The organism is Rhizobium sp. CG4 (assembly GCF_023701965.1).
In the GTDB taxonomy this organism is placed as follows: Bacteria; Pseudomonadota; Alphaproteobacteria; order Rhizobiales; family Rhizobiaceae; genus Agrobacterium.
Genome location: NZ_JABAEG010000003.1, coordinates 427,287 through 452,124, shown reverse-complemented (window position 1 = coordinate 452,124; position 24,838 = coordinate 427,287). Strand labels below are relative to the sequence as shown.

General features: G+C 55.2%; 27 protein-coding genes and 1 tRNA gene. 10 read left to right on the top strand and 18 right to left on the bottom strand.

Translation table 11 applies throughout. The features are described from left to right. Nucleotides 1-29: 29 nt before the first annotated feature. Both HGO37_RS12395 and nudC read left to right on the top strand, forming a co-directional pair. A complete protein-coding gene (locus HGO37_RS12395) occupies nucleotides 30-494 on the top strand; it encodes an HIT domain-containing protein (protein ID WP_250983548.1) in 465 nt (154 codons plus the stop codon). Further along, entirely contained in the window at nucleotides 494-1,471 is a 978-nt protein-coding gene (nudC, locus tag HGO37_RS12390) for an NAD(+) diphosphatase (RefSeq protein ID WP_250983547.1), read from the top strand. Before HGO37_RS12395 ends, nudC begins: the two co-directional genes overlap by 1 nt. On the opposite strand, the gene HGO37_RS12385 is transcribed toward nudC, so the two are convergent. Next, the gene (locus HGO37_RS12385; RefSeq protein ID WP_250983546.1) at nucleotides 1,462-2,331 is read right to left on the bottom strand and encodes a prephenate dehydratase; all 870 of its coding nucleotides are present in this window, start codon (nucleotides 2,329-2,331) and stop codon (nucleotides 1,462-1,464) included. The genes nudC and HGO37_RS12385 overlap by 10 nt on opposite strands. Nucleotides 2,332-2,342: 11 nt before the next feature. Then, on the bottom strand, nucleotides 2,343-3,098 hold the full coding sequence (locus HGO37_RS12380) for a 3-deoxy-manno-octulosonate cytidylyltransferase (protein WP_192486966.1): 756 nt from the start codon (nucleotides 3,096-3,098) through the stop codon (nucleotides 2,343-2,345). A 153-nt stretch (nucleotides 3,099-3,251) separates the two neighbouring features. On the opposite strand from HGO37_RS12380, the gene HGO37_RS12375 reads away from it, so the two are divergent. Beyond that, nucleotides 3,252-3,821: a c-type cytochrome gene (locus HGO37_RS12375; RefSeq protein ID WP_192486965.1), complete on the top strand. Its 570-nt coding sequence runs from the start codon at nucleotides 3,252-3,254 to the stop codon at nucleotides 3,819-3,821. Nucleotides 3,822-3,906: 85 nt separating this feature from the next. Here HGO37_RS12375 and HGO37_RS12370 read toward each other — a convergent pair whose 3' ends face one another. Further along, nucleotides 3,907-4,851, bottom strand: coding sequence for an AEC family transporter (locus HGO37_RS12370; protein WP_250983545.1), 945 nt, complete (start codon nucleotides 4,849-4,851; stop codon nucleotides 3,907-3,909). Nucleotides 4,852-5,257: 406 nt separating this feature from the next. Here HGO37_RS12370 and HGO37_RS12365 point away from each other — a divergent pair, with 406 nt between their 5' ends. Beyond that, on the top strand, nucleotides 5,258-6,250 hold the full coding sequence (locus HGO37_RS12365; protein WP_250983544.1) for an adenosine kinase: 993 nt from the start codon (nucleotides 5,258-5,260) through the stop codon (nucleotides 6,248-6,250). On the opposite strand, the gene HGO37_RS12360 is transcribed toward HGO37_RS12365, so the two are convergent. Beyond that, nucleotides 6,243-6,779: an SH3 domain-containing protein gene (locus HGO37_RS12360; protein ID WP_250983543.1), complete on the bottom strand. Its 537-nt coding sequence runs from the start codon at nucleotides 6,777-6,779 to the stop codon at nucleotides 6,243-6,245. The genes HGO37_RS12365 and HGO37_RS12360 overlap by 8 nt on opposite strands. Nucleotides 6,780-7,012: 233 nt before the next feature. Between HGO37_RS12360 and HGO37_RS12355 the strand changes: the two genes are divergently transcribed. Next, nucleotides 7,013-8,017: a 2-hydroxyacid dehydrogenase gene (locus HGO37_RS12355; RefSeq protein WP_192486961.1), complete on the top strand. Its 1,005-nt coding sequence runs from the start codon at nucleotides 7,013-7,015 to the stop codon at nucleotides 8,015-8,017. 7 nt (nucleotides 8,018-8,024) lie between these two features. On the opposite strand, the gene HGO37_RS12350 is transcribed toward HGO37_RS12355, so the two are convergent. Genes HGO37_RS12350 through recF form a run of 3 tightly spaced genes read right to left on the bottom strand, consistent with a single transcriptional unit; the run spans nucleotide 8,025 to nucleotide 10,425 of the window. Continuing rightward, nucleotides 8,025-8,498 carry a GNAT family N-acetyltransferase gene (locus tag HGO37_RS12350; RefSeq protein WP_250983709.1) on the bottom strand — a complete coding sequence of 158 codons (474 nt, stop codon included), beginning with the start codon at nucleotides 8,496-8,498 and terminating at the stop codon, nucleotides 8,025-8,027. A gap of 4 nt (nucleotides 8,499-8,502) precedes the next feature. Beyond that, nucleotides 8,503-9,267, bottom strand: a complete 765-nt coding sequence (locus HGO37_RS12345; RefSeq protein WP_250983542.1) for a molybdopterin-synthase adenylyltransferase MoeB — start codon at nucleotides 9,265-9,267, stop codon at nucleotides 8,503-8,505. A gap of 30 nt (nucleotides 9,268-9,297) precedes the next feature. Beyond that, nucleotides 9,298-10,425 carry a DNA replication/repair protein RecF gene (gene recF, locus HGO37_RS12340; RefSeq protein WP_250983541.1) on the bottom strand — a complete coding sequence of 376 codons (1,128 nt, stop codon included), beginning with the start codon at nucleotides 10,423-10,425 and terminating at the stop codon, nucleotides 9,298-9,300. A gap of 260 nt (nucleotides 10,426-10,685) precedes the next feature. On the opposite strand from recF, the gene HGO37_RS12335 reads away from it, so the two are divergent. The 4 genes from HGO37_RS12335 (at nucleotide 10,686) to HGO37_RS12320 (ending at nucleotide 14,278) form a co-directional block, all read left to right on the top strand. Continuing rightward, nucleotides 10,686-11,906, top strand: coding sequence for a phosphopentomutase (locus HGO37_RS12335; protein ID WP_250983540.1), 1,221 nt, complete (start codon nucleotides 10,686-10,688; stop codon nucleotides 11,904-11,906). After that, nucleotides 11,903-12,886, top strand: coding sequence for an adenosine deaminase (locus HGO37_RS12330; protein ID WP_250983539.1), 984 nt, complete (start codon nucleotides 11,903-11,905; stop codon nucleotides 12,884-12,886). Before HGO37_RS12335 ends, HGO37_RS12330 begins: the two co-directional genes overlap by 4 nt. 100 nt (nucleotides 12,887-12,986) lie before the next feature. Beyond that, a complete protein-coding gene (gene upp / locus HGO37_RS12325) occupies nucleotides 12,987-13,616 on the top strand; it encodes a uracil phosphoribosyltransferase (protein WP_192486956.1) in 630 nt (209 codons plus the stop codon). A 152-nt stretch (nucleotides 13,617-13,768) separates the two neighbouring features. Next, nucleotides 13,769-14,278: a TIGR02281 family clan AA aspartic protease gene (locus HGO37_RS12320; protein ID WP_250983538.1), complete on the top strand. Its 510-nt coding sequence runs from the start codon at nucleotides 13,769-13,771 to the stop codon at nucleotides 14,276-14,278. Here the strand turns inward: HGO37_RS12320 and deoA are convergent. The 10 genes from deoA to HGO37_RS12270 form a co-directional block, all read right to left on the bottom strand. Then, the gene (deoA, locus tag HGO37_RS12315; RefSeq protein WP_250983708.1) at nucleotides 14,271-15,587 is read right to left on the bottom strand and encodes a thymidine phosphorylase; all 1,317 of its coding nucleotides are present in this window, start codon (nucleotides 15,585-15,587) and stop codon (nucleotides 14,271-14,273) included. The genes HGO37_RS12320 and deoA overlap by 8 nt on opposite strands. After that, nucleotides 15,584-16,357, bottom strand: coding sequence for a deoxyribose-phosphate aldolase (deoC, locus tag HGO37_RS12310; RefSeq protein WP_250983537.1), 774 nt, complete (start codon nucleotides 16,355-16,357; stop codon nucleotides 15,584-15,586). Before deoC ends, deoA begins: the two co-directional genes overlap by 4 nt. A gap of 1 nt (nucleotide 16,358) precedes the next feature. Next, the gene (locus HGO37_RS12305) at nucleotides 16,359-17,159 is read right to left on the bottom strand and encodes a purine-nucleoside phosphorylase (protein ID WP_192486953.1); all 801 of its coding nucleotides are present in this window, start codon (nucleotides 17,157-17,159) and stop codon (nucleotides 16,359-16,361) included. Then, on the bottom strand, nucleotides 17,159-17,548 hold the full coding sequence (locus tag HGO37_RS12300; RefSeq protein ID WP_250983536.1) for a cytidine deaminase: 390 nt from the start codon (nucleotides 17,546-17,548) through the stop codon (nucleotides 17,159-17,161). The genes HGO37_RS12305 and HGO37_RS12300 overlap by 1 nt, the downstream gene beginning before the upstream one ends. A 2-nt stretch (nucleotides 17,549-17,550) precedes the next feature. Further along, on the bottom strand, nucleotides 17,551-18,522 hold the full coding sequence (locus HGO37_RS12295; RefSeq protein ID WP_250983535.1) for an ABC transporter permease: 972 nt from the start codon (nucleotides 18,520-18,522) through the stop codon (nucleotides 17,551-17,553). A 6-nt stretch (nucleotides 18,523-18,528) separates the two neighbouring features. Next, entirely contained in the window at nucleotides 18,529-19,632 is a 1,104-nt protein-coding gene (locus HGO37_RS12290) for an ABC transporter permease (protein ID WP_250983534.1), read from the bottom strand. A 7-nt stretch (nucleotides 19,633-19,639) separates the two neighbouring features. Beyond that, entirely contained in the window at nucleotides 19,640-21,151 is a 1,512-nt protein-coding gene (locus HGO37_RS12285; RefSeq protein WP_250983533.1) for an ABC transporter ATP-binding protein, read from the bottom strand. Nucleotides 21,152-21,222: 71 nt separating this feature from the next. Beyond that, entirely contained in the window at nucleotides 21,223-22,215 is a 993-nt protein-coding gene (locus HGO37_RS12280) for a BMP family lipoprotein (protein ID WP_192486948.1), read from the bottom strand. A 210-nt stretch (nucleotides 22,216-22,425) separates the two neighbouring features. Continuing rightward, entirely contained in the window at nucleotides 22,426-23,076 is a 651-nt protein-coding gene (msrA, locus tag HGO37_RS12275; protein WP_250983532.1) for a peptide-methionine (S)-S-oxide reductase MsrA, read from the bottom strand. Between the two features lie 67 nt (nucleotides 23,077-23,143). Next, nucleotides 23,144-23,458 (bottom strand): hypothetical protein, encoded by a 315-nt coding sequence (locus HGO37_RS12270; protein ID WP_192486946.1) that lies wholly within the window; start codon nucleotides 23,456-23,458, stop codon nucleotides 23,144-23,146. A 215-nt stretch (nucleotides 23,459-23,673) separates the two neighbouring features. Here HGO37_RS12270 and HGO37_RS12265 point away from each other — a divergent pair. Next, a tRNA-Ser gene (locus HGO37_RS12265) sits at nucleotides 23,674-23,763 on the top strand. Between the two features lie 97 nt (nucleotides 23,764-23,860). Here the strand turns inward: HGO37_RS12265 and HGO37_RS12260 are convergent. Continuing rightward, nucleotides 23,861-24,772, bottom strand: a complete 912-nt coding sequence (locus HGO37_RS12260) for a LysR substrate-binding domain-containing protein (protein ID WP_250983531.1) — start codon at nucleotides 24,770-24,772, stop codon at nucleotides 23,861-23,863. Between the last annotated feature and the right edge of the window lie 66 nt (nucleotides 24,773-24,838).

Here is a 24,838-nt window from a genome sequence, read left to right as displayed (position 1 = left end):
AAGGCACATATCGGCAATATCGAAAGCAAATGCAAGCCAAGCATTCAAAAAACTGCTATCACAATGAAAACATCCTATGGAGGAACCACTTGTCCACATTCAAACTGGATGAACGGATCGCGCGCGACAGCGAACTGATCACGACGCTTGGCCTTTGTCAGCTGCGCTTGCAGAACGACAAAAGGTGGCCATGGCTGGTTTTGGTGCCGCAGCGCAACGGTCTGAGCGAAGTTTTTGAGCTGACGCCGCTCGACCAGGCCATGCTGACCTTCGAAACCAACATGGTCGCCGAAGCGCTCAAGACTGTCACCAAAGCCAAAAAGATAAACATAGGTGCACTTGGCAATATCGTCAGCCAACTCCATGTTCACATCATCGCCCGCAATGAGGGCGACACGTGCTGGCCGGGGCCAATCTGGGGTCACGGTACGGCGCAACCCTATGACCATGCTGAAAAACGCGATCTCATCAAAAGATTGACCGGTGCTCTTTAATGAACAAAGCGACTATTTTCGATACTGACGCCCCGCATCCCGAAGCAAGTAATCTCACTGCATTTTCACAAAACGCCCTCGACCGCCAGGCCGAGAAACGCGACGATGATTGCGTCTCAACAGCGCTCGCCATTGAAGGTACGCATATTCTCGCCTTCACCACTGGAAAACTCGTTCTCAAACATGACGATCAGGTTCTCGATCCACTGTTTGCCGCCTATGAGCTGGCTGAACTGAAGCCCGATTTCGACAACGCAATCCTGCTAGGCTACAAGCAGAATGGCGAACCGAGAATTGCCGTACCGGTGCAGACAACGGAAGAAGAACTGGCAAGCCACTTCAAACCCGTGGATGCCCGTGCGCTGTACCGCGATCAACTGCTGGACGAGGACCTGTTGGGCGAAACAGCGCAGGCTGTCAGTCTGTTGCGCTGGAATGATGACAACCGTTTTTGCGGTCGTTGCGCGTCGCGCATGGATTTGAAAATCGGCGGTTACAAGCGAGTTTGCAGCAGCTGCGGCCACATGATTTTCCCACGCACCGATCCCGTGGTTATCATGCTGACAATCGATCTGGAGCGCGATCTTTGCCTGCTTGGCCGTGGCCCGCATTTTGCGCCGGGCATGTATTCCTGCCTGGCCGGTTTCGTGGAACCTGGTGAAACCATCGAAAATGCTGTTCGTCGCGAGACGCATGAGGAATCCGGCATTGCGGTTGGTCGCGTGCGTTATCACGCATCGCAGCCATGGCCGATGCCGCATACGCTGATGATTGGCTGTTTTGCTGAAGCAACCTCATTCGACATTACCCGCGATGAGGCAGAGCTTGAGGATTGCCGCTGGTTTACCCGTGATGAAGTGGCAGCACTTCTGGCTATGACTGGCGCGGACGGTCGCTCACCGCCGCCGAAGGGTGCCATCGCGCACCGGTTGATGCGCGACTGGCTGGAATGGGATCCGCGTGAGGATCAGACCTGACCGTTTTGCAAACGGCCACGCATCGGATGGCCTTTGTAAACGCCGAGAATGCGAACTTTTTCTGAGAAGAAACGCAGTTCCTCGAGTGCATGACGAACCGGGGCATCATCCGGATGCCCTTCAATATCGGCATAAAACTGCGTGGCCACGAACTTGCCACCAATCTGGTAGCTTTCGAGCTTCGTCATATTGATGCCGTTGGTCGCAAAACCACCCATTGCCTTGTAAAGGGCGGCCGGAATGTTGCGTACATTGAAGACAAAGGTGGTCACGATCACCTCGTTGTCGTCCTTGCGCTCTTCCCATTTTTCATCACGCGAGAGAATGACGAAACGGGTGACATTGTTTTCCGTATCTTCGACATTTTCCGCAATGATATCGAGACCATAAAGCTTGGAGGCCAGTCGTGGCGCCAAGGCGGCCATGGTTCTGTCGCCCTTCTCGGAGACCAGCTTGGCGGCACCCGCCGTATCGCCCGCGACAACCGGTTTCCAGCCATTGTTGCGGATAATCTTGCGGCATTGTCCCAGCGCATGAATGTGGCTGTGTACGGTGAGAATTTCATCACGCTTGACGCCCGGCAGCACCATCAGCTGAAAGCGGATCGGCATGAAATATTCGCCGATGATGTTGAGGCGGGACTCCGGCAGCAGGTGGTGAATATCGGCAACGCGACCGGCAATCGTGTTCTCGATCGGGATCATGCCGAGATCGGCCTCACCGCTTTCCACGGCCATAAAGGCGTCTTCAAATGTCGGGCATGGCAGTGGCTCCATGTCCGGGAACATGTCCCGGCAGGCCATATCCGAATTTGCGCCGAAATCACCCTGAAATGCTATGCGGTTGGTTTTCATTGTCATGGACAGTCCGATCAAAGAGATTTTGCTGCCAGAATACGTCTGGCTTTTTCCAGATCCGCTGGCGTGTCGACGCCCAGCGGAACAGATTTCACGATTTCTGCGTCAATGCGCATGCCATCCTCCAGCGCCCGCAACTGCTCAAGTGATTCGCGGCGCTCGAGAACGGACGGCGGAAGTGACACGAAGCGCTCAAGTGCGGCGCGGCGATAGGCATAAAGACCGATATGGTGGTAGAGCGGCCCCTGCCCGTAAGGTGCAGTGGCGCGGGTAAAATACAAAGCGCGAAGGCGGGTGTCCGATAGCGGACTGCCCACAACCTTCACCACATGTGGATTGACCTTTTCTTCCTCGCTAGCAATTTCCACCGTGAGGGTGGCGATATCCACCTGCGGATTTTCCAGCGGACGCATCGCGGCCAGGATGGTTTCTGGCTCGATGGTTGGCAGGTCTCCCTGCACATTGACCACGAATTCAGCCTCGCGATTCGGGTCAACCTTTTCAAGGGCTTCAAAAATACGGTCCGAACCGGACTGATGATCGTCGCGCGTCATCATCACTTCAAATCCGGCAGCGGCCACAGCGTCGTAAACTTGATGATCATCAACGGCTACGACAATGCGTCCCAACCCCGCTTCACGGGCGCGAAGAGCCACTTGAACGATCATCGGCTTGCCACAGATATCCGCCAAAGGTTTTCCAGGCAGTCTAGTGGATGCAAGCCGTGCCGGGATAAGCACCAAAGCTTTGCCTAAATCCGTATTCTTCATTTCGAGACCCTTCAAATCCCGCCCGAAAAGTGTCAAAACGTCACGGAGTGGGGAGCATATTCAAGTTGCGCAAGCTATGCAAAAGCCATAGCTTTCATGCAATTTCAAGATGGCCCGTTTTGTTATCAAACGGCTGTGAGGGAGCGATTGTAGATGAATTCATATGTAAACATGGGCGTGGGGGCTCTTTTGGGCACCGTATTCGTCCTGATGTCTGTTTCGATAGCGTCGGAAGGGATCTTCCATTCTGCTGCTCCTGAAAAGGAAGGCTTCGCGATCGTTGCAGAAGAAAGTGCCAGTGCCGGTGGTGAAAGCGAAGCAGCAGTTGCAACGCCAATCGCGACCCTCCTTGCAAGCGCCGATGCCGCAAAGGGCGAAGTGGTGTTCAAGAAGTGTCAGAGCTGTCACACCTCGGAGAGTGGCGGTGCCAACAAGGTTGGACCCAATCTCTTCGATCTCGTTAATCGTCCAATCGCCGCACATGAAGGTTTCAGCTATTCGGCTGCACTCAAGGATTTTGCTCAGGGCGGCTCAGTCCATTGGGATTATGACCACCTCAATCACTTCCTGGAAGGTCCAAAGAAATACATCAGCGGCACAGCCATGGGCTTTGCAGGCGTGAAAAAGGAAACGGAACGTGCCGATCTGATCGCGTATCTTCGTACGTTGTCGGCGAACCCTGCTCCGCTGCCGGATCCGGCGGCTGCACCGGCCACCAACTGATTTTTTCTTCTGTCGTTCAAAAAAAGCCACCGTCACGCCAGTGCCGGTGGCTTTTTTAATGGGTAATTGCAACTTCGGTCTGTTGTCAGCCCAGCAGCCATGCCCACAGCGAAACCGAGAGAACACCCAGCAGCGTTGATATGCTGATGGTGGATGCTGCGAGGCTATGGCCGGTGCCAAAGCGGTTGGCGAGCAGCCATGCATTGATGCCGGTCGGCACAGATGCCGTCAGTACCAGTGCAGCTGTCCATTGCGGGCTGAGGCCCAACAGATGCCCGGCAATCCACACACAGCCCGGCAACAGGAAAAGCTTGAATGTTGTCATGGTGGCAGCGATGCGTACATTGCCGCGAATGCTGTATTTGTTGAGTGCCATGCCAAGAGAAATAAGTGCTGCCGGCCCGGCCATGCTGGCAATCTGGTCAATTACCGATTTCAAAACCACAGGTACCGGCACATCGATAGCATGCACTGACATGCCGATGATCAGACCAATGATCAGCGGATTGGAAATGAGATTGCGGCCAATCTGCTTGAGGATTGCGCCGGTAGAGCGCTTTTCACCACCGATGGCTTTATGGGTAGCATTTTCCATCAGAATGGTGCCGGCAATCATCATGACCGGCAGATGGATGGCAAGAAGAATGGACAGAGCAACAAGACCCTCGTCACCAACCGAACGACCGACCAGCGGCAAACCGATGAAGATATTGTTGGCAAAGGATGACGAAATACCGGCAATAACGGCAATGCGCAGATCCTGTTTGAAAACATATTTCGCCACGATATGGCCAACGGCCCAGGTCACGGCGACACCGCTGAAATAGGCAATCCAGAGTTTGAACGGCGAAGCTCCGTGGAAATCAGCCTCCACCAACGTGCGGATAATCAGGGTCGGCACGGCAATCTTGAAAACGAAATCCCCCAGGACATCACCGACATCGACCTTGAACCAACCTACTTTTACAATCAGCCATCCGGTGAGGATGAGAATAAAAATAGGGGCAACATTCAGTGCTATCGCGGACATTGGGAGGGAGCTTTCGCGAATATGAGGCGGGAGAATCCAGCTGTAACGCAAATCCCATGGGGGGACAATTCTTGCGCGGCAATTAGCCGAACAGTCACTCACGCGCAGAAATGAAAAAAGCGGGGATCAATCCCCGCTTCATCATCACGGCAAATGCCTGCACCAGTACATCCGTGGTGCGGTTTCGCCGAAAAGCCGGAGAACAATCATGTTTTCCTTACACCGTTCTCTAAAACCGAGAACTATGAATTGGCTGATCCCCGTATAGCCACACCAGATGACAGCGCCATGACGAAGGGGTAAGTTTTTAATCCCTCAAACAACCGGCGCTGCGCGGTTTTTCCTTTCCATGCGGGCAGAAATCGGTATGACGGAATCCCGGATGAACTCTCTCCGGACTGGATATATGGCAAAATATGACGTTCTGACCGTCGGCAACGCTATCGTTGATATTATTTCACGTTGCGACGACAAATTTCTCAATGAAAACGGCATTACCAAAGGTGCGATGAACCTCATCGATGCCGAACGTGCCGAACTTCTGTATTCGCTGATGGGCCCGGCTCTGGAAGCCTCCGGTGGCAGTGCCGGCAACACCGCCGCGGGCGTTGCCAATTTCGGTGGCAAGGCCGCCTATTTCGGCAAGGTCGCGGAAGATCAGCTCGGTGAAATTTTCCAGCACGATATTCGTGCGCAGGGCGTCTATTTCGAAACCAAGCCGGAAGGCACCTTCCCGCCAACCGCCCGTTCCATGATCTTCGTGACCGAAGACGGCGAGCGTTCGATGAACACCTATCTCGGCGCCTGCGTTGAGCTGGGTCCTGAGGATGTCGAGGCCGAGGTCGTTGCCGAATCCAAGGTGACCTATTTCGAAGGTTATCTGTGGGACCCGCCACGCGCCAAGGATGCAATCCGTGAATGCGCGCGTATTGCCCATGAAAACGGTCGCGAAGTTTCGATGACGCTGTCCGACAGTTTCTGCGTTGGCCGTTATCGGGAAGAGTTTCTCGACCTGATGCGCTCCGGCACGGTGGATATTGTTTTCGCCAACAAGCAGGAAGCGCTTTCGCTGTACGAAACCGACGACTTCGAGCTGGCACTGTCCAAGATCGCGGCAGATTGCAAGATCGCGGCCGTGACGATGAGCGAAGAAGGTGCCGTGATCGTACGGGGTACAGAGCGCGTCAAGGTTGATGCCTATGCCGTTCACGATGTCGTGGACACCACAGGCGCTGGCGACCTGTTCGCATCAGGCTTCCTGTTTGGTTACACCACGGAACGTTCGCTGGAAGATTGCGGCAAGCTGGGCTGCCTTGCAGCCGCTGCTGTTATCCAGCAAATCGGCCCAAGGCCAATGAGCTCGTTGAAAACAGCAGGCAGCAAAGCCGGTCTTATTTAAAGGCCTCACCCGGGTAAGCGCCCCAGATTTCCCCCTGGGGCACCCAACCATTTGCCTGGCCGGCTTCGGCGCGACACCAGTCGCCATTGCACTCACCGATTCTGATCATCACGCCGGGCTCGAGCTTGGCGATGACAGACGCAGATGACTGCGGCTCACGGCGCATGTTCACGTAAATGCTTTCACCCTTGCCGCGCATCCATGGAGCGGCAACGGCTGTGCGCTCTCCCGACAAAAGAGCCTGGTTCACCCAGCCTTCGGTACCATCCGCATCGCGGATACGGCGCCAGTTTTCGTATTCCTGCACGATTTCAACCGGCATACCTGCCTTTAGGTACATCCATGACACCGCATAATCGGTGCTTGGGCCGATTCGCATGTTAACGCGCTTCGATTTCAGGCTGACAAAACGGGGAAGCGGCAAACCGCTGGCTCCCTTGGCTGCACCTTGCGCGTGGGCAATCTGCCCCAGATCGCCGACAAGCGCCAAAGATAAAGCCATGCAAAAAACAAATGCAGATCTACGCATGCATGCCTCCGTTTTCTTAACCGGAGCCCTTGCCATCAAAGGAAACCCGGTTTTTGATCTCTAGAATACGCTCATCTCCAGATCGGCGATTAAGGCCATCGAAACCGGAACTCGGTCGGACTTGTCCTGACGAGTTCTGTTGTCTTCCTCGAACGGTCTGGTAGAAACGCGTGAATGAAAGAAATTATCGCTCTTTCTGGTTAACGACCTCTGAACAAGGCATCGGACACATCATGAGCAACAAGAAGAGACCCTCCGTTTACCTCACCCGGAAGCTGCCGGACATGGTTGAAACGCGTATGCGGGAACTCTTCGATGCAGAATTGAACATAGACGACGCCCAGCGCAGCGAATCAGAGCTGGTTGCCGCCATGCAAACGGCCGATGTTCTGGTGCCGACCGTGACCGACCGCATCACCGCTGCGATGATCGAAAAAGCCGGTCCACAACTGAAACTGATCGCCAGCTTTTCAAACGGCATCGACCACATTGATGTCGACGCTGCCGCGCAAAAGGGCATCACCGTCACTAACACACCCAATGTACTGACCGAAGACAGTGCCGACATGACCATGGCGTTGGTGCTGGCCGTGCCGCGCCGACTGGTCGAGGGCACACGGGTTCTGGCCAACAATGCCGATGAATGGGGCGGCTGGTCGCCAACTTGGATGCTTGGGCGCCGTATTTCCGGAAAACGTATCGGGATTGTCGGCATGGGGCGCATTGGCACAGCCGTTGCGCGCCGCGCCAAGGCGTTCGGCCTTTCCATCCATTATCACAACCGCCACCGGGTAAACCCCGCCACGGAAGCAGAGCTTGAGGCAACCTACTGGGACAGCCTCGACCAGATGCTGGCGCGTGTCGACATTGTTTCGATCAACTGCCCGTCAACGCCTGCAACCTACCATCTGATCTCTGCCCGGCGTTTGGCGCTGATGCAGCCGACCAGCTACATCGTTAATACCGCACGCGGCGACATCATTGATGAGGCAGCGATGATCCAGTGCCTGCGCGATGGCAAGATCGCCGGTGCCGGGCTTGATGTTTATGAAAATGAGCCGGCGGTTAATCCCAAACTGATCAAGCTGGCACGTGAGGGCAAGGTCGTGCTGTTGCCGCATATGGGATCTGCCACAATCGAAGGTCGCATGGATATGGGTGACAAGGTCATCATCAACATCCGCACCTATTTTGATGGCCACCGCCCACCGAACCGGGTTCTTCCGGGCAAAAACTGAAGACTCTTCAGAAAAGCGGTTTTTGCATTTCGATGTAGGTTATGCGCTGATAACCTGCATGCGAACGCTCTGCAGTCTTTACAAAACCCCAGCGGCCGAACGTCCCATGATTGCCGACCAGTTCGATACGCGTTTGCAGCCGTAGCGCTTTCAGGCCAAGTTGTTGTGCCGTTTGTTCTGCCACCGCACACAAGGCAGCGCCGATGCCCTTGCCCTGCGCCAACGGGCTAACAGCCAACTTGCCGATGTAGAGGGTTGCAGGTTCCGCCTTGCAGAAAATACAGCCCAGCAGTGTTCCGTTCTCATCACAGGCGACAAAACAGACTTCGTCATTGGCCTTCTGACGCAGGTTTTCAAGCGTCAAGGCATGGGCGGACGACGGTGGGTCGATGACGCCATCCATATAGGCAAATGCTTCGCAGATCAGTTTCAACAGTTCATCCCAACGGCCAAAACCGTCATCGACCTTGCTGATATCAATCACATCACGCCTCTTTTTTGCGTCGTCTCTTGTAGCGCACGGTTTCAAAACGCGCTGACAAGGCATCGTATAACAACAACCGCCCGACAAGCGGCTCTCCGGTTTGCGTTATGAGCTTGATAGCTTCCATGGACATGATGGTGCCGATGACCCCTGTCAGGGCGCCGACAATGCCGGTTTCTGCACAAGATGGAACAAGTCCTGATGGCGGCGGTTCGGGAAACAGGTCGCGGTAGCCTGGATAAATGACACCATCGGGGCCGGTCTCATAGGGCTTCAGCACAGTGACAGAGCCATCGAACCGTCCGACAGCGCCAGTGACCAGGGGAATTTTTGCTTGTTCGGCACTGTCCGCCGCGGCATAGCGCGTATCGAAATTATCCGACCCATCAACGATCAAGTCAAAGCGCGACAAATGCTGATCCGCCCATACGCGTGAATACCGCTCTTCAAACACCACGGTGCGGACATTCGGGTTAAGCCTAGATATCGCATCAACGGCGCTGGCAGTTTTCATTTCTCCGATCGTACCGCTGTCATAGATGACCTGCCGCTGGAGATTGGAAAGCGACACCGTGTCATCGTCAATCAGGCCTAGTGTTCCGACACCGGCCGCGGCGAGATAAAGCAAGATCGGCGCGCCCAGACCGCCGGCACCGATTACCAGTACTTTGGCGCGCTTGAGCCGCTGTTGGCCGACACCACCAATCTCCGGCAGCAATATGTGCCGTTTGTAGCGTTCGATCTCTTCGTCAGTCAGCACGTCCATCACGCTTATCCCCGCATAACCTGCCCGATATTAGGATGAGATCCGTCCATTGGAAACATTGAAGAACTGGGCACGGGAACCCAGCGCTTCAAACATCGAAACATCGGTCCCGGTCATGAAGCTCTGACCACCAAGCACATGGATGAGATCAAACAGCGTGGCGCGTCGACCCTCATCGAGATGGGCAGCAATTTCATCCAACAGCAGGACAGGCGCGTAACCGGTCATGTTTGCAGTCAATTGTGCATGTGCCAGCACCAGCCCCACCAAAAGAGCTTTCTGTTCGCCGGTTGAACACCGTCCTGCGTCCATATCCTTTTCACGGTGGCGCACGAACAGATCGACACGGTGCGGGCCATCCAACGTGCGTCCGGCGGCAGAATCTCTGTGTCGGCTGTCGCGCAACATGGCGAGGTACATGTCCTCCTGCTCGACGGCTGGGCGCAATGGATCGTCATCCATGAAACCGGACAGCTGCAAGCTTGCCGTCGGGAAAGCGGCACTCTCTGCCCGGTCGGCAATCAGTGCGGTGAGAAGACCGAGAATTTCCTGACGCGCCGATGCCATGGCAATGCCGAGAGCCGCCATCTGCGTTTCGATACCATCCAGCCACACCGGGTCAAACCGGCCATCGGACAGCAAGCGGTTGCGGCTGCGCATGGCTTTTTCAAAGTCGCCTGCCCGGCGGCCATGTGATGGATCAATAGACAACACCAGCCTATCGAGAAACCGACGACGGTCTGCCGACGGGCCGCTGAACAGGCCGTCCATAGCCGGCGTCAGCCACAGAACACGCAGGTGATCGGTCAATTCATCTACGGATTTAACACTGGTGCCATTCAGGCGCAGGCGGCGGGTAACCGTATCTCCGGTATTTTCAATGCCGGTGCCAATGGCAACGTCGCCTTCCATGCCTTCAGCATGGGCAAAAATTGAAAAGCCATTGTCTTCGGCACCCACTCTGGTGACTTCCGGCAGGGTCGCACGTCTTATTCCCCTTCCCGGCGACAGGAACGACACGGCCTCCAGCAAGTTGGTCTTGCCGGATCCATTATTGCCAGTGAGCACCACATGGCGGTCGTCCATATCCAGGGCAGCATGAGCGTAATTTCTGAAATCCGCCAACTTCAACTGCGAGAGAAAAACCTTCGATGTCATGTGCATGAGCTAGGACGAAGATGGGCCAATGGCAAGTTTTGAATGATCAAAGCCTGCAAAAGCCCACCAAAAATATGGGCAGATAAATCCGGATACCCAAGCTATGTTGCAAATTACGAAAATCGCTTCGCAGTTCGGTTTCTCGTGTTTATATGAGGGATTATATTTTAAACGCAGTTGCAGAGGCCTCAACTTCTCGCCTGCAGGCATTGTTTAGGACACGTGCTGGCTGACACGCCGGTGCATAATTCAGGTGGTTGATGGCACGCGCATTTCTACTCGTTCTCGATTCCTTCGGCGTTGGCGGAGCTGTCGATGCGATACGATACGGCGATGATGGCTCAAACACTCTGGGTCATATTGCCGAATTTTGTGCGGCCGGTGCCGCTGACCGACCCGGTTTGCGTTCCGGTCCGCTCGATTTGCCCAACATGTCATCGCTTGGCCTCGTGCACATATCCCGCCAGGCGACCGGTGAGTTTCCTTTGGGAATGCGCATTCCCTCACGAATTTTTGGCCTTTACGGCAGCGCCAGTGAAGTCTCCAATGGTAAGGATACCCCATCCGGTCACTGGGAAATCGCCGGCACACCGGTTTCGTTCGACTGGGGATATTTCCCTGGCGAAGGTGATGCATTTTCCCCGGAACTGGTCGAAGCGATCTGTCGCAACGGCAACATTCCCGGTATTCTCGGCAACTGCCATGCCTCCGGTACGGATGTAATTGCCAAACTGGGTGCCGAACATATCAAGACCGGCAAACCAATCTGCTACACTTCGTCGGACTCGGTTTTTCAGATCGCAGCACACGAGCGATATTTCGGCCTCGAGCGCCTAATCGAGCTTTGCAAGGCGGTCCGCGTTTTGCTGGATCCGCTCAATATCGGGCGCGTCATTGCACGACCCTTTGTGGGCGAAACCGCAGCGACCTTCCAGCGGACCGGCAACCGGCGAGATTTTTCCGTTCTACCACCAGAGCCAACCCTGCTTGACCGGCTGGTTGCGGCAGGTCGCAACGTACATGCCATTGGCAAGATCGGCGACATCTATGCCCATCAGGGCGTCAGCCGCGTCATCAAGGCCAATGGCAACGAGGCGTTGATGCAAGCCACACTCAAGACAATCGATGAAGCCGAAGACGGTGATCTCGTTTTTACCAACTTCGTTGATTTTGACATGCTGTACGGCCACCGGCGGGATGTTGCCGGATATGCGGCAGCTCTGGAAGCTTTCGATCTCCAGTTACCAGAAATACATCGCAAGATGCGGCCCGGTGATATTGCTGTCATCACCGCCGATCACGGCTGTGATCCGACATGGCGCGGAACCGACCACACACGCGAGCGAGTGCCGATCATGGTGTTTGGTCCGGGCATCCGTTCACGCAGCATAGGAATTCGCAGCACCTTTGCCGACATTGGCGAAAGCGTTGCTGCACATCTGGGAATAGAGCCGGGAAAATACGGCAGGAGCTTTATGTGACGACGAAACTATTAAAAGCAGAAATTCATTGCCACCTTGAAGGTGCAGCCCCGCCTGCCCTTGTTGCAAAACAGGCCGAAAAATACGGTATCGACAGCAGTCCCTTCCTGCGGGACGGCGCTTATGTCTGGTCAGATTTTGCAGAGTTCATTCGCTGTTACGATGCGGTGGCCGCGGTATTCCGCACTGAGGAAGATTATGCCCTTCTGACCGAGACCTATCTTACAGAACTGGCGGCCGTCGACACGATCTATAGTGAGCTTATCATCTCGCCGGATCATGGTGACCGTATCGGTCTGGGTGCTGACGCGTATCTTGCCGGTGTCGTCGCTGGTATTGAAGCGGCCAAGGAAAAGACGGGCATCGAAGCGCGCATTATCGTGACAGGTGAGCGTCATTTCGGACCGGAAAAGGTTATTGCCGCTGCGGAATATGCCGCACGCGTCAAACATCCGTTGATCACCGGCTTTAACATGGCTGGTGAAGAACGCATGGGCCGCGTCGCCGATTATGCCCGCGCCTTCGACATCGCCCGTGATGCTGGTCTTGGCCTCACGATCCATGCCGGTGAAGTGTGTGGCGCATTCAGCGTCAGCGATGCGCTGGATCTGGTCAAGCCATCGCGCATCGGTCACGGTGTTCGCTCGATCGAAGATGCGGCACTGGTCGAACGACTGGTGGAAACCGGCACGGTGCTTGAGGTTTGCCCTGGCTCCAACATTGCCTTGGACATCTATCCGGATTTTGAAAGCCACCCGCTGCGCCGCCTGAAGGAAGCCGGTGTGCGTGTCTGCATCAGTTCGGATGACCCGCCATTTTTCCATACCTCGCTGCAGCGCGAATATGACCTTGCCGCCGGTGTTTTCGGATTTTCCAAGCCGGAAATCGATCAACTGACCCGCACATCGCTTGAGGCGGCCTTCGTTGACGAGGCCACCCGCACTGCACTGCTTGCCCGTCTGGACGAGAGTGCTGCGTAAAAGGCCATATGACAAGGTAAAACCTTCTGAAACCCTTGCGAAAGCAAGGGTCGGTGACATAGAAGAGCAAGATAACAAACAGAGGGAAGGTCATTTCTCCATGAACGGCGTCACAGTCATCAAGCATCCGCTGGTGCAGCATAAACTCACCATCATGCGCAAAAAAGAAACCTCGACGGCAGGCTTTCGTCGCCTGTTGAGGGAAATCTCAACGCTGCTTTGCTATGAGGTCACACGCGATCTCGAAATGACGATGGAAACCATCGACACGCCGATGGAAACCATTGAAGCACCGGTTCTGGAAGGCAAGAAGCTTGTTTTTGCGTCCATTCTGCGCGCTGGCAACGGCCTTCTGGAAGGCATGCTGGAGCTGGTGCCTTCGGCCCGCGTCTCGCATATTGGCGTTTACCGCGACCACGACACGTTGGAAGCGGTTGAATATTACTTCAAGGCTCCGGAAAGCCTCGATGCCCGCCTGGTCATCGTTGTTGACCCGATGCTTGCCACCGGCAACTCCTCGATTGCAGCTGTTGAAAAGCTGAAGGAACGTGGTGCAAAGAACATTCGTTTCCTTTGCCTGCTGGCCGCCCCTGAAGGCATCAAGAACTTCCAGGAAGCACATCCGGATGTTCCGATTTACACGGCCGCGATTGATCGCCACCTCAATGAACAGGGCTATATCGTTCCTGGTCTTGGTGACGCAGGCGACCGTATGTACGGCACGAAATAATAGAGCCTTCATCGTCTCTTAACCAGAACGGCCATTTGTCCTTATAAGTCAGGACAAATGGCCGTTTTATTTGCATCCAGCAAAACATAACGGACTATATTTACCCGACGATACCTTGCGAAAGCTTGTCCGGTTAAAACGAGATTGTCCCTATGTTTATGCGCAGCGTCTTTTTACTGATCAGTCTTTCAGCCAGCGCAACGCAGGTTCCGGCAATCGTCAAGATGCTGACTGAAAAGCCGCAGGAAACACCCACTGTATCGGCCCCCGTTCGCGAGGTTGCCATTACACCAGGTTCGGTGGTGCTGAAACAGGATGCGCGCGGCCATTTCAATGCGACACTCAAATTGAATGGCAAGGCGGTCGACGGGCTGATCGACACCGGCGCATCGGCAATCGTCATCAACGAAGCAACAGCGCGGCGCTTGGGTTACGGCGTCAACAGCCTCGATTTCAAATATCCGGTATCAACGGCCAACGGTCGTACAAAGGCCGCCTATATCAAGCTGGACCGGGTGGAACTCGGCAATATCCGTGTGCGCGACGTTGAAGCCTATGTCATGAAAAACGAGGCGCTCAGCACAACGCTTATCGGCATGACATTCCTTCGCAAGCTGTCATCTTTCAAGGTTGAAAATGGCACCCTGAAGCTGGTCAGGTAATGCGTGCCACGATTTCGGTCGTTGGTTCCGGCTTTTCATCACTGATCGTATAAAGACCGGCCAGTTTCCCAGCCATATGGCGTGCCTGATCTTGGTTAGCGGCATGAACCAGCGCAATCTCGTCACCGACTTCAACGCGGCTTCCCAGCGGCTTTATAGCGGACAGTCCAACACGATGGTCGATCGCGTCTGTCGCCGCGACACGGCCACCACCGAGTTCGACCACGGCCATGCCGATATCACGGGTTTCACAGGCGGCGAGCCAACCGCTGTCGTTCGCCAGAACCGGATGAACGACAGGCGCTGCGACAAGATATTCGCCAGAGCGTTCGACAAAATCAGCTGGCCCGCCAAGCAAGGTGACCATCCGCGCAAAATGTTCCAAGGCCCGACCGGACGACAGGGCATGCATGGCCTGATCATGGGCGTCAGCTACACCGGAGGCCACACCGGCCTGCAACAGCATTTCGGCAGCAAAGGCCATCACCACTCGCTCAAGCCGGGTGCCCGCTTTCTTTCCCGCCAGAAAATCGAGGCAGTTGATGATTTCCAGCGTATTGCCGGCCGCATCGGCCAACGGCTGGTTCATGTCGGTGATCAAGGCGGATGTGTTGACGCCGGCGCCATTGGCAACCTCGACCAGCGAACGAGCCAGTGTTTCCGCATCCTGCTTTTTTTGCATGAACGCGCCATTCCCGATCTTCACATCAAGAACGAGAGATTGCAGACCAGCCGCCAGTTTTTTGGACAGGATAGAAGCCGTAATCAGTGGCACAGATTCAACGGTCGCGGTAATGTCCCTGATGGCGTAAAGCCGCCGGTCTGCCGGCGCGAGATTGGCCGTTTGGCCAATGATAGCGCAGCCTGCCTGTCGCAACACATCACGAAACAGCGCAGCGTCAGGGGCGATATTATAGCCCGGTATCGATTCCAGCTTGTCCAGCGTACCACCGGTATGGCCAAGACCACGCCCGGAAATCATCGGCACGGCGACACCACAGGCCGCAACAATGGGAGCCAACATCAAGGAGACATTGTCACCGACACCACCAGTCGAGTGTTTATCGGCAATCGGCAGGCCGATATCGCTCCAGTCCAACACTTCACCGCTATCGCGCATGGCCAGTGTCAGGGCGACGGTTTCATCACGGGTCATGCCGTTGAAATAGACAGCCATGGCAAATGCGGCCGCCTGGCCTTCAGAAATTCGCTCTTTGGCCAAGCCATCGATGAACGCTGCTATGTCTGCAGCGTCCAGAATTTCCCCATCACGTTTACGGCGGATGATTTCTTGTGGCAGCAAGATCAGTATCCGTTGGAAACTTTGGCCGATGTGCCGCCACCCAGCACGTTCAAGATGTCATCCAGCAGGCTGGAGGCACCAAAACGGAAGGTGGATGGCATGGCCCAATTTGGCTGCATGATCGTTTCAGCCAGTCGCAGGTAGAGCGTTGCATCGTCGACGCTGGAAATTCCACCCGATGGCTTGAAACCGACCTTCTGTTTGCTGTCGCGAATAGCCTGCAACATGATGTCTGCCGCCTCTAGCGTGGCATTGGTGGATACCTTGCCGGTGGAAGTCTTGATGAAGTCGGCACCTTCGGCGATGGAAATTTCAGACGCGCGGCGAATAAGAACGCGATCCTTGATTTCCCCGCTTTCCAGAATGACCTTCAGCAGAACAGGTGCCGGGCAGACCTTGCGCACTGCAGCGACCATTTCCGAAACGGCCGCCTCATCGCCGGCCAGCAGTTTTTTGTAGGGGATCACCAGATCGATCTCGTCGGCGCCATCGGCAACCGCACGTTCGGTTTCCCTGACCACTGTTGCAACGTCGAGATCACCCGACGGAAAATTAACAACTGTCGCGATTTTCACGTTGTGGTTTGAGCCGAAGGCAGCCCGCGCCTGTGCAACATACCGTGGCCAGATGCAAATCGCAGCCGTGTTGCCATAGGAGGTCTGTGCGCGATTGATCAGTGCGGCAATCTGTTCAGGCGTGCAGTCATCATTCAGGTTGGTGAGGTCAAGCAGTGACAATGCGAGAGCCGCAGCTTCGCGAGAGCTCTGGAGTTCCATGTTATTCTCCTCCTGAAATCATTTCGCGCACGATAGCAGCAAGGCGCTTTCCACCGATCGGTGCCATGTCCTTGGTTTCTTCGTGGCTGAGTTCAGCCCCTGTCATGCCTGCACCGTAATTGGTAATAACCGATGCAGCGGCAACGCGCATGCCAAAAAATCTGGCGAGGATAACTTCCGGCACGGTGGACATGCCAACGGCATCTGCACCGAGAATACGCGCCATCCGGATTTCTGCAGGTGTTTCAAAGCTTGGACCGGAAAACCACATGTAAACGCCGCTCAACATGGGCACACCAGCGCGAATGGCAGCATTGCGCATCGCAACGGCCATTTCCGCATCATAGGCGGTGGTCATGCCCACGAAACGCCGATCACTTTCCTCGCCGATCAGCGGGTTCATGCCAGAATAGTTGATGTGGTCAACGATCTGCATCACCGAGCCGGGCGGCATATCTTCACGCAGCGACCCGGCCGAATTGGTCAGAATCAGCGATTGCACGCCAAGACCGGCCAGTGCCTCGATCGGAACACGCATGGCAGCGGCGTCGCCTTTTTCATAATAATGCACACGGCCAGACAGCATGATGACCGGTTCTCCACCGAGGTAACCGGCAACCAGCTCACCGGCATGACCGGAAACGCCGCTCGCCGGAAAATCCGGCAGTTCTGAAAACGGGATCCGAACCGCATCGGTCAATTCTTCAACGAGCGAACCAAGGCCGGAGCCCAGCACGATGGCGACGCGCGGCATCATGCCTTGCAAACGATCTACCAGCAGATCGAAAATAGCTTGTGACATCAAGGCAGCTCGGTCTTGAAGCTGAAAGGCAGAAGTTCATCCATCGACATGACCTTCTGAACGCCGGTCTCATCGCAAAGATAGACCTTGGTATCCGCATTGGCGAATTCCGCAATCTTCTGACGGCAGCCACCACAGGGCGGGCAGAGCGCCAGCTTTTCGGCAATCACGGCGATTTCCTTGATCTGTTTGGCTCCGCCCATGATCATGGCGCTGATGGCGCTAGGCTCAGCACACCAGCCCTGCGGGAAGGACAGGTTCTCGATGTTGGCGCCCTTGTAGATCTGCCCATCCTCGGCGCGGATAGCCGCGCCGACAGGGAACTTCGAATAGGGGGCATGGGCAAATGACATGGCATCGCGCGCGGCTTCAAAAAGATCGTGAGACATGTTCAGCGTTCCTTCGAATAGGCAACACCACCGGCCTTCGGCGGTTTTGCGACACCAATAAACCCGGCCAGCAGGACGCAGGTCAGAATATACGGCAGTGCCTGGAATATCTGTACCGGTACTTCACCGATCAGCGGCACGGATTTGCCCTGCATGAAGTTGGCAACCGCATCCAGGAAACCGAACAACAGACATGCAAACATGACAGGAACAGGCTTCCATTTGGCAAAGATCAGGGCGGCAAGCGCGATGTAACCCTTACCCGCCGACATATTGGCAATGAACGCAGCCGACTGCGCAATTGCCAGGTAGGCGCCCGAAAAGCCGCACAGGAAGCCGGCAACGATCACCGCACGATACCGCATCCATGTAACGGAAATACCTGCGGTATCGACGGCGCCGGGATTTTCACCCACTGCGCGAAGGCGCAGGCCAAACCGTGTGCGGTAAAGCACCCACCACGACAGTGGTACGGCGAGGAAAGCGAGATAAGTCAGGATATTGTGGCCGGAAATAACATTGGCATAGAGCGGCCCAATAAAGGGAATGTCCCTGACCAGATCAACGCCCGGCAAGGTAATGGGCGTGAAACGGCCACCACCAGTCAGCTGTGGTGTACGACCGCCCTGCCCGAACCATGCCTGCCCCAGCACCACTGTTAGACCCGCTGCAATGAAGTTCAGCGCGACGCCGGACACGATCTGGTTGCCACGATTGGTAATCACGGCAAAACCGTGGGTCAGCGAGAACAGGATCGAAACGGCAATACCGGCAAACAGACCAAGCCACGGGTTGGCCGTGACATAGGCCACACAGGCCGATGCAAAGGCCGCAGCCAGCATCTTGCCTTCAAGGCCGATATCAAACACCCCGGCACGTTCAGAAAACAGACCGGCAAGCGCTGTAAACAGCAGCGGAATTGTCAAACGAACGGTCGAACCAAGAATGCTGACGACGATATCGAAAAAATCCATGGTTTCTCACCCTTTCGTAAATTGCTGGTAGATGCGCACCAGCGCGGGGCGGTACATATATTCAAGTGCACCGGCAAACAGGATCACCAGACCCTGGATCACAACGATCATTTCGCGGGTGATATTCGGCATTTCAAACGACAGGTCGGCACCGCCCTGGTAGAGAATGCCAAACAGCAGCGCGGCAAATAGAATGCCAAGTGGATGGCTGCGCCCCATCAGGGAAACGGCGATGCCGACAAAGCCCGCCCCACCCACGAACTCAACCTGCAAACGTCCCGAGGCGCCCATGACCGGGTTCAGCGCCATCATGCCGGCCAGTCCACCGGAAATCAGCATGGCGATGATCACCGTACGTGCGTAGGGGATGCCGGCATAGACTGCTGCCGAAGGGCTGATACCGAGCGTGCGCATTTCATAGCCAAGTTTGGTGCGCCAAATCAGCACCCAGACAAGGAAACACATGACCAGCGCAATCAGGAACGACACGTTAAACGGTGCCGGGCCAAGCTTCATGCCAAAAATCGCCATCAGCCAATCCAGCTTGGGCAGTTGGCCACCGGGTAGGAATGTGCGGGTTTCCGGCGCCATCTTGCCCGGAACAATAAACACATTCACCAGCAGGTAGACCATCAAGGCTGCACCGATGAAGTTGAACATGATGGTGGTAATAACCACGTGGCTGCCGCGCTTGGCCTGTAGCCAGGCCGGGATGAACGCCCAGGCCGCACCAAACAATGCCGCGCCGATAACGGCGAATGGCATCGTTACATACCACGGCACATAGTGGTCGAGAGACATGGCAACGATGGCCGCACCCAGACCGCCAACATAGGCCTGACCTTCAGCACCGATATTGAAAAGACCGGCATGAAAGGCAACGGCCACGGCAAGACCGGTGAAGATGAAGCTGGTGGTGTAAAACAGCGTAAAACCGATGGCATCACCACGGCCCAGTGCGCCCTGCACCAGCAGATTAAGGGCGGCGAACGGATCTTCACCTATCGACCAGACAACAAGGCCCGAGATCAGAAAAGCCGTCATGATGTTCAACAACGGCATGAGGCCGTAAGAAATCCAATTCGGAAGTGGTACGGAAGCAGTGCTCATAAGGCCCTCATGCGGCGATGCCGGCCATCATCAGGCCAAGTGTCTGTTCTTCGGCATCAGCCGTTTTTTCTCCCACGATCTGACCATCGAACATCACGATGATCCGGTCAGAGAGAGAGCGTATTTCATCCAGTTCCACGGAAACGAGAAGGATGGCCTTACCGGCATCCCGCATTTCAATGATGCGACGATGAATGAATTCGATCGCACCAATATCAACACCGCGGGTCGGCTGGCCGATAATCAACATCTTCGGGTCGCGCTCGATTTCGCGCGCAACGACGATTTTCTGCTGGTTGCCCCCGGAAAAATTCGCGGTTTTCAGATGGGCATTCGGCGGGCGAATATCGTATCTCTCGATCTTCTCTTCGGCATCCTTGCGCATGGCTTCGGGATTAAGGAACGGGCCTTTGCCGTACCGCTCATCGCGGTGGTAACCGAGGATGGAGTTTTCATATTCCTCGAACTTCAACACCAGACCCATGTGGTGGCGGTCTTCTGGAATATGGGCAAGGCCAAGATCACGAAGCAATGCCGGATCGGCCTTGTCGATCGTCTTGCCATCAAACAGGATTTCTCCCGAATGCGGTTTGCGAATGCCGGCGATTGCTTCTAGCAATTCCGATTGGCCGTTGCCAGCAACGCCGGCAATGCCGACAATTTCGCCAGCACGAACGTCGAAGGATACGTTCTTGACCATATCGACGCCGCGGCTGTCCTTGACCGTCAGGTTGCGGACCGACATCAGTGTTTGAGCAGGAGATGCCTCGCCTTTTTCTACACGCAGAAGAACGCGGCGGCCAACCATCAGTTCAGCCAATTCCTCGACCGAGGTTTCAGCGGTTTTGCGGGTCGCGACCATTTCGCCCCGACGCATCACGGATACCGTGTCGGTAATGGCCATGATTTCGCGCAGCTTATGGGTGATGAGAATTACGGTTTTGCCCTGATCGCGCAGCACGCCGAGAATCTTGAAGAGATGGTCGGCCTCGGCCGGAGTCAGCACGCCGGTAGGCTCATCGAGAATGAGGATTTCAGCGCCACGATACATGGCTTTGAGGATTTCAACACGCTGTTGAAGGCCCACCGGCAGTTCTTCGATTACTGCATCGGGGTCAACTTCAAGACCGTAATCTGCCTCAAGACGTTTCAGTTCCGTGCGGGCTGCGTTAACGCCTTGCTTCAGCAGGGGTCCGCTTTCCGCTCCCAGAATGACGTTCTCAAGCACGGTAAAATTTTCAACCAGCATGAAGTGCTGGTGCACCATGCCAATTCCAGCACTGATCGCAGCCTGGCTGTCCTTGATGGACACCGGCGCTCCATTCATTTTTATCTCACCGGAATCGGCCTGATAAAATCCATAGAGGATCGACATGAGTGTGGATTTGCCAGCACCATTCTCACCAATGATGCCGTGGATGGATCCTTTGGCAACCGCAAGATTGATGTTTTTATTGGCGTGAACGGCGCCGAATTTTTTATCGATGCCAACAAGTTCGATTGCAAGCTGCGTGCTCAAATCGGAAAATCTCCAAATCTGGATATGGAAAGGGCGTATGGCACAAAGCCATACGCCCCTCAAATGTCATATCATTTCGGGCAGGAGTTATCCGACATATAGTCGTGGACCTTTACGGTACCGGCAATGATGTCAGCCTTTGCCTTGTCAACGGCCGCAACCATTTCAGGCGTGATGAGCGCCTTGTTGTCGTTGTCGAGCGCATAGCTGACGCCGTCTTGAGCAACGCCGAGCGCCTGAACACCACCGGTGAACTTGTCGTCCTGGGTGTCCTTATAAGCATTGTAGACGGCCAGATCGACGCGCTTGACCATCGAGGTCAGCACGGAGCCCGGATGCAGGTGGTTCTGGTTGGAATCCACACCAATCGAGAACTTGCCATTGTCAGCAGCTGTCTGGAGAACGCCGAGACCGGTTGCACCGGCTGCCGCGTAGATGACGTCCGCACCCTGGTCGATCTGGTTCTTGGTCAATTCACCACCACGAACTGGGTCGTTCCATGCAGCACCGGTGGTGCCGGTCATGTTCTGGAAAACTTCGATCTTGTCGTTGGCAGCCTTTGCACCCTGGACATAACCGCAACCGAACTTGCGGATCAACGGAATGTCCATGCCACCGATGAAGCCGACCTTGCCGGTCTTGGAAGCCATGCCAGCCAACAGGCCAACGAGGTAAGAACCTTCTTCTTCCTTGTAGACAACCGAGCGGACGTTCGGCAGCTCGACAACCGAGTCAACGATCACGAACTTCGTGTCAGGATATTCTGCAGCAACCTTCTCCATGGCCGATGTCCATGCGAAGGAAACGGCAACAACCGGGTTGAAGCCCTTGCTTGCAAAGTTGCGAATGGCCTGCTCACCCTGCGTGTCGCTGGTTGGCTCGAAATCGCGGAATTCGATGCCTGTGTCGGCCTTGAACTTCTCAGCGCCGGCAGCGGCAGCTTCGTTGAAGGATTTGTCGAATTTACCGCCGGTACCATAAACCAGCGCCGGCTTGATATCTGCTGCCAATGCAGATGCAGACATCGCAGCCATGGCGAAGAGAGTCAAAATGGATTTTTTCATTCGTGCAGCCCTGTTGTTGCAATTGATCTTATCAGGTCCTCCCGCAAGCCCTTAACAGGCATGTCTGCGGAACCGCCAGCCCTTTTTGGAGGCTGTGCTTGTTTTTATCCTTGCATGCCTGCACGAAAAATTCATCCGGTTTTTTTACCCGGTGGAAAAACTCGTAAACGTCTGTTTTTTGAGCTTTCCGCCGGGCATTTTGATCAAAAACTAGCCGATATTGCAGCTGACGCCAGTGCCGCGAAGCCCGCAATATCCACCGGGATTTTTAGCAAGATATTGCTGATGATAGTCCTCGGCGTAATAAAACGTTTCTAGTGGCTCTATCTCTGTTGTGATAGGCGCCGGTTTTCCCGCATCCGTCAAAGCTTGCTGGAAAACGTCGCGCGCATGCAATGCTTCATCCAGTTGTTCCTGCGTTGTGGCGTAGATCACAGAACGATAGGTGGTACCGACATCATTGCCCTGGCGCATGCCCTGTGTTGGATCATGTTCTTCAAAAAACAGCTTCAACAGGACGGAAAGCGGAACGACGGACGGGTCGTAAACGACCTTCACCACTTCAGCATGGCCGGTGCGGCCTGTGGTTGTTTCCTGATAGGTCGGGTTTGGGGTCAAACCGCCGGAATAACCAACAGCCGTTACCCAGACGCCGGGCACTTTCCAGAAAAGACGCTCTGCGCCCCAGAAGCAGCCCATGCCAAGATAAATAACCTGCGTCCCCTCAGGGTATGGTTCTTTCAGCGCATGGCCATTGACGAAATGGGTTTCCGGCACCGGCATAACCGTGTCGCGGCCGGGCATGGCCGAATCAATTGTCGGCATTGTTGTTTTCGATGCATAGCTATCGAACGTGAACATATCTCTTCTCCAGCGGATCAAACGATCCGTTTGCTTGAGGTTTCACATGCAGCGTGGAGCGGGACTGTCAGCCAAAGCGGCTGCGGATTTGCGGTTTGCGATAACCGACCATCCAAAACAGCAATGCCAAAGCAAGAAACAGTGCGAAGGCAGGAAGACTGTTCAACCAGGCTACCAGCCATCCCCAGGCGTCGGGATGAATATAGTGCGTCACCGTGCCTTCTGCCATGGTCAGCGATGACGGATAAATATCCTTCCAGGCAGCAATTGTGCTGGTCATATCAACCGAAGAAGTGGCGACGGAGCGGATAGAATCAAAGGTCCCCGCAACAATGGCCACACACAGGAGCACGAAACTCAGGATTCTCGCCAAAGATTTCAATGCCGTATATCCTCACAGGCTGCACAGGGAAAATCATCTCGTCAGAACCTTAGAATTAAAGGCCGAAAAGGCGATTTGCAATCGCGCTATACACAGGCTTTTGCACCGCGATAAAAAAAAGTGTCAAATTGCGGTTGATCCTTTGAGATTCATCGGTATATATCGCGCCGTTCCAGTTGATTTGCAGGTTTCCAAAACATGCAGTCTCTCATGAAGGACAGGTGGCCGAGTGGTTTAAGGCGCACGCCTGGAACGCGTGTGTGCGTGAAAGCGTACCGTGGGTTCGAATCCCACCCTGTCCGCCATATTCTCTTCAAAAACTTCCCTTGAATGCATGCCAAGCGATAGATCGCTCTCGCTCCAATCAAGCTGCCGGCAGGATAGATTGGTTTTCTGAAAGCTCTATGACAGACCTTCTCCGTCTCCCGATTTGAGGCTACGCGCCACCCTTGTGAAATTCAGGGCCGATTGCGATGGCCGTGTCTTGAGATGCGCGACCGCAAGATCGACGGTTGGCTGTTCGTTGCGCAGCGTCAGGAATGCCACGCCCACGACATTGAACTGAGCCATGGAAGCCGGGACAAGCGAAAAACCCAACTCAGCGGAAACCAGAGACAGGATAGAAGCAATCTGCGGCGCAAACTGTCCGAGCAGCGGTTCAAACCCGGCGCTACGGCAGGCGGCGATGGCGGCCTCATGCAGGCTGACGCCGATTTCGCGTGGTGTAACAATCAGCGGTATTGTGGACAGTGATGCCAGTTCAACATCGGAACCTGCCGTAACCGCCGGATGCGCGACAGGCAGAACTGCGACCAGCGGCTCACGTTTCAGCAAATATTCGCGAATTTCTGGCGGATCTGCACTGTTGGGTCGCAGAATGGCGGCATCGAGCCTGCCTTCTATCAGGCCTGCGGTCAGGGCCACAGAATTGGCTTCCTCAAGCGTCAACTCCACCTCGGGATAGTTGCGATGAAAGGCACGAATGGTTGCCGAAACGATGGGGCTGAGCGCCGCCGTGCCGGTAAACCCGAGCCGCAACCGTCCGGTTTCCCCTCGGGATGCCCTCTGCGCTGCACGAATAGCAGTGTTTGCCTGCGCCGGCATTGTATGCACCGCGTCCCAAAAAGCCTGGCCCGCCTCGGTCAGTTCGGCACCGTGCGACAGACGATGGAACAACTGAGTGCCGACTTCAGCTTCCAAATCCCTGATCTGGATACTGAGCGGTGGCTGGCCTATGCCCAACTTGGCAGCGGCGCGGGTAAAGTTTCCTTCCTCGGCGATGGCGAGAAAATAGCGGATGTGACGAAGCTCCATGGTATTTACATAACATATCACAAAAGCCATTTCCATATATTGGACACATAACGGGTAAAGTCGGAC

Bases quoted from the DNA above. Each gene is read 5' to 3' on its own strand.
- HGO37_RS12395 (WP_250983548.1), top strand. From the start codon at position 30: ATGCAAGCCAAGCATTCAAAAAACTGCTATCACAATGAAAACATCCTA.
- nudC (WP_250983547.1), top strand. From the start codon at position 494: ATGAACAAAGCGACTATTTTCGATACTGACGCCCCGCATCCCGAAGCA.
- HGO37_RS12385 (WP_250983546.1), bottom strand. From the start codon at position 2,331: ATGACAATGAAAACCAACCGCATAGCATTTCAGGGTGATTTCGGCGCA.
- HGO37_RS12380 (WP_192486966.1), bottom strand. From the start codon at position 3,098: ATGAAGAATACGGATTTAGGCAAAGCTTTGGTGCTTATCCCGGCACGG.
- HGO37_RS12375 (WP_192486965.1), top strand. From the start codon at position 3,252: ATGAATTCATATGTAAACATGGGCGTGGGGGCTCTTTTGGGCACCGTA.
- HGO37_RS12370 (WP_250983545.1), bottom strand. From the start codon at position 4,851: ATGTCCGCGATAGCACTGAATGTTGCCCCTATTTTTATTCTCATCCTC.
- HGO37_RS12365 (WP_250983544.1), top strand. From the start codon at position 5,258: ATGGCAAAATATGACGTTCTGACCGTCGGCAACGCTATCGTTGATATT.
- HGO37_RS12360 (WP_250983543.1), bottom strand. From the start codon at position 6,779: ATGCGTAGATCTGCATTTGTTTTTTGCATGGCTTTATCTTTGGCGCTT.
- HGO37_RS12355 (WP_192486961.1), top strand. From the start codon at position 7,013: ATGAGCAACAAGAAGAGACCCTCCGTTTACCTCACCCGGAAGCTGCCG.
- HGO37_RS12345 (WP_250983542.1), bottom strand. From the start codon at position 9,267: ATGGACGTGCTGACTGACGAAGAGATCGAACGCTACAAACGGCACATA.
- recF (WP_250983541.1), bottom strand. From the start codon at position 10,425: ATGACATCGAAGGTTTTTCTCTCGCAGTTGAAGTTGGCGGATTTCAGA.
- HGO37_RS12335 (WP_250983540.1), top strand. From the start codon at position 10,686: ATGGCACGCGCATTTCTACTCGTTCTCGATTCCTTCGGCGTTGGCGGA.
- upp (WP_192486956.1), top strand. From the start codon at position 12,987: ATGAACGGCGTCACAGTCATCAAGCATCCGCTGGTGCAGCATAAACTC.
- HGO37_RS12320 (WP_250983538.1), top strand. From the start codon at position 13,769: ATGTTTATGCGCAGCGTCTTTTTACTGATCAGTCTTTCAGCCAGCGCA.
- deoC (WP_250983537.1), bottom strand. From the start codon at position 16,357: ATGGAACTCCAGAGCTCTCGCGAAGCTGCGGCTCTCGCATTGTCACTG.
- HGO37_RS12305 (WP_192486953.1), bottom strand. From the start codon at position 17,159: ATGTCACAAGCTATTTTCGATCTGCTGGTAGATCGTTTGCAAGGCATG.
- HGO37_RS12300 (WP_250983536.1), bottom strand. From the start codon at position 17,548: ATGTCTCACGATCTTTTTGAAGCCGCGCGCGATGCCATGTCATTTGCC.
- HGO37_RS12295 (WP_250983535.1), bottom strand. From the start codon at position 18,522: ATGGATTTTTTCGATATCGTCGTCAGCATTCTTGGTTCGACCGTTCGT.
- HGO37_RS12290 (WP_250983534.1), bottom strand. From the start codon at position 19,632: ATGAGCACTGCTTCCGTACCACTTCCGAATTGGATTTCTTACGGCCTC.
- HGO37_RS12280 (WP_192486948.1), bottom strand. From the start codon at position 22,215: ATGAAAAAATCCATTTTGACTCTCTTCGCCATGGCTGCGATGTCTGCA.
- msrA (WP_250983532.1), bottom strand. From the start codon at position 23,076: ATGTTCACGTTCGATAGCTATGCATCGAAAACAACAATGCCGACAATT.
- HGO37_RS12260 (WP_250983531.1), bottom strand. From the start codon at position 24,772: ATGGAGCTTCGTCACATCCGCTATTTTCTCGCCATCGCCGAGGAAGGA.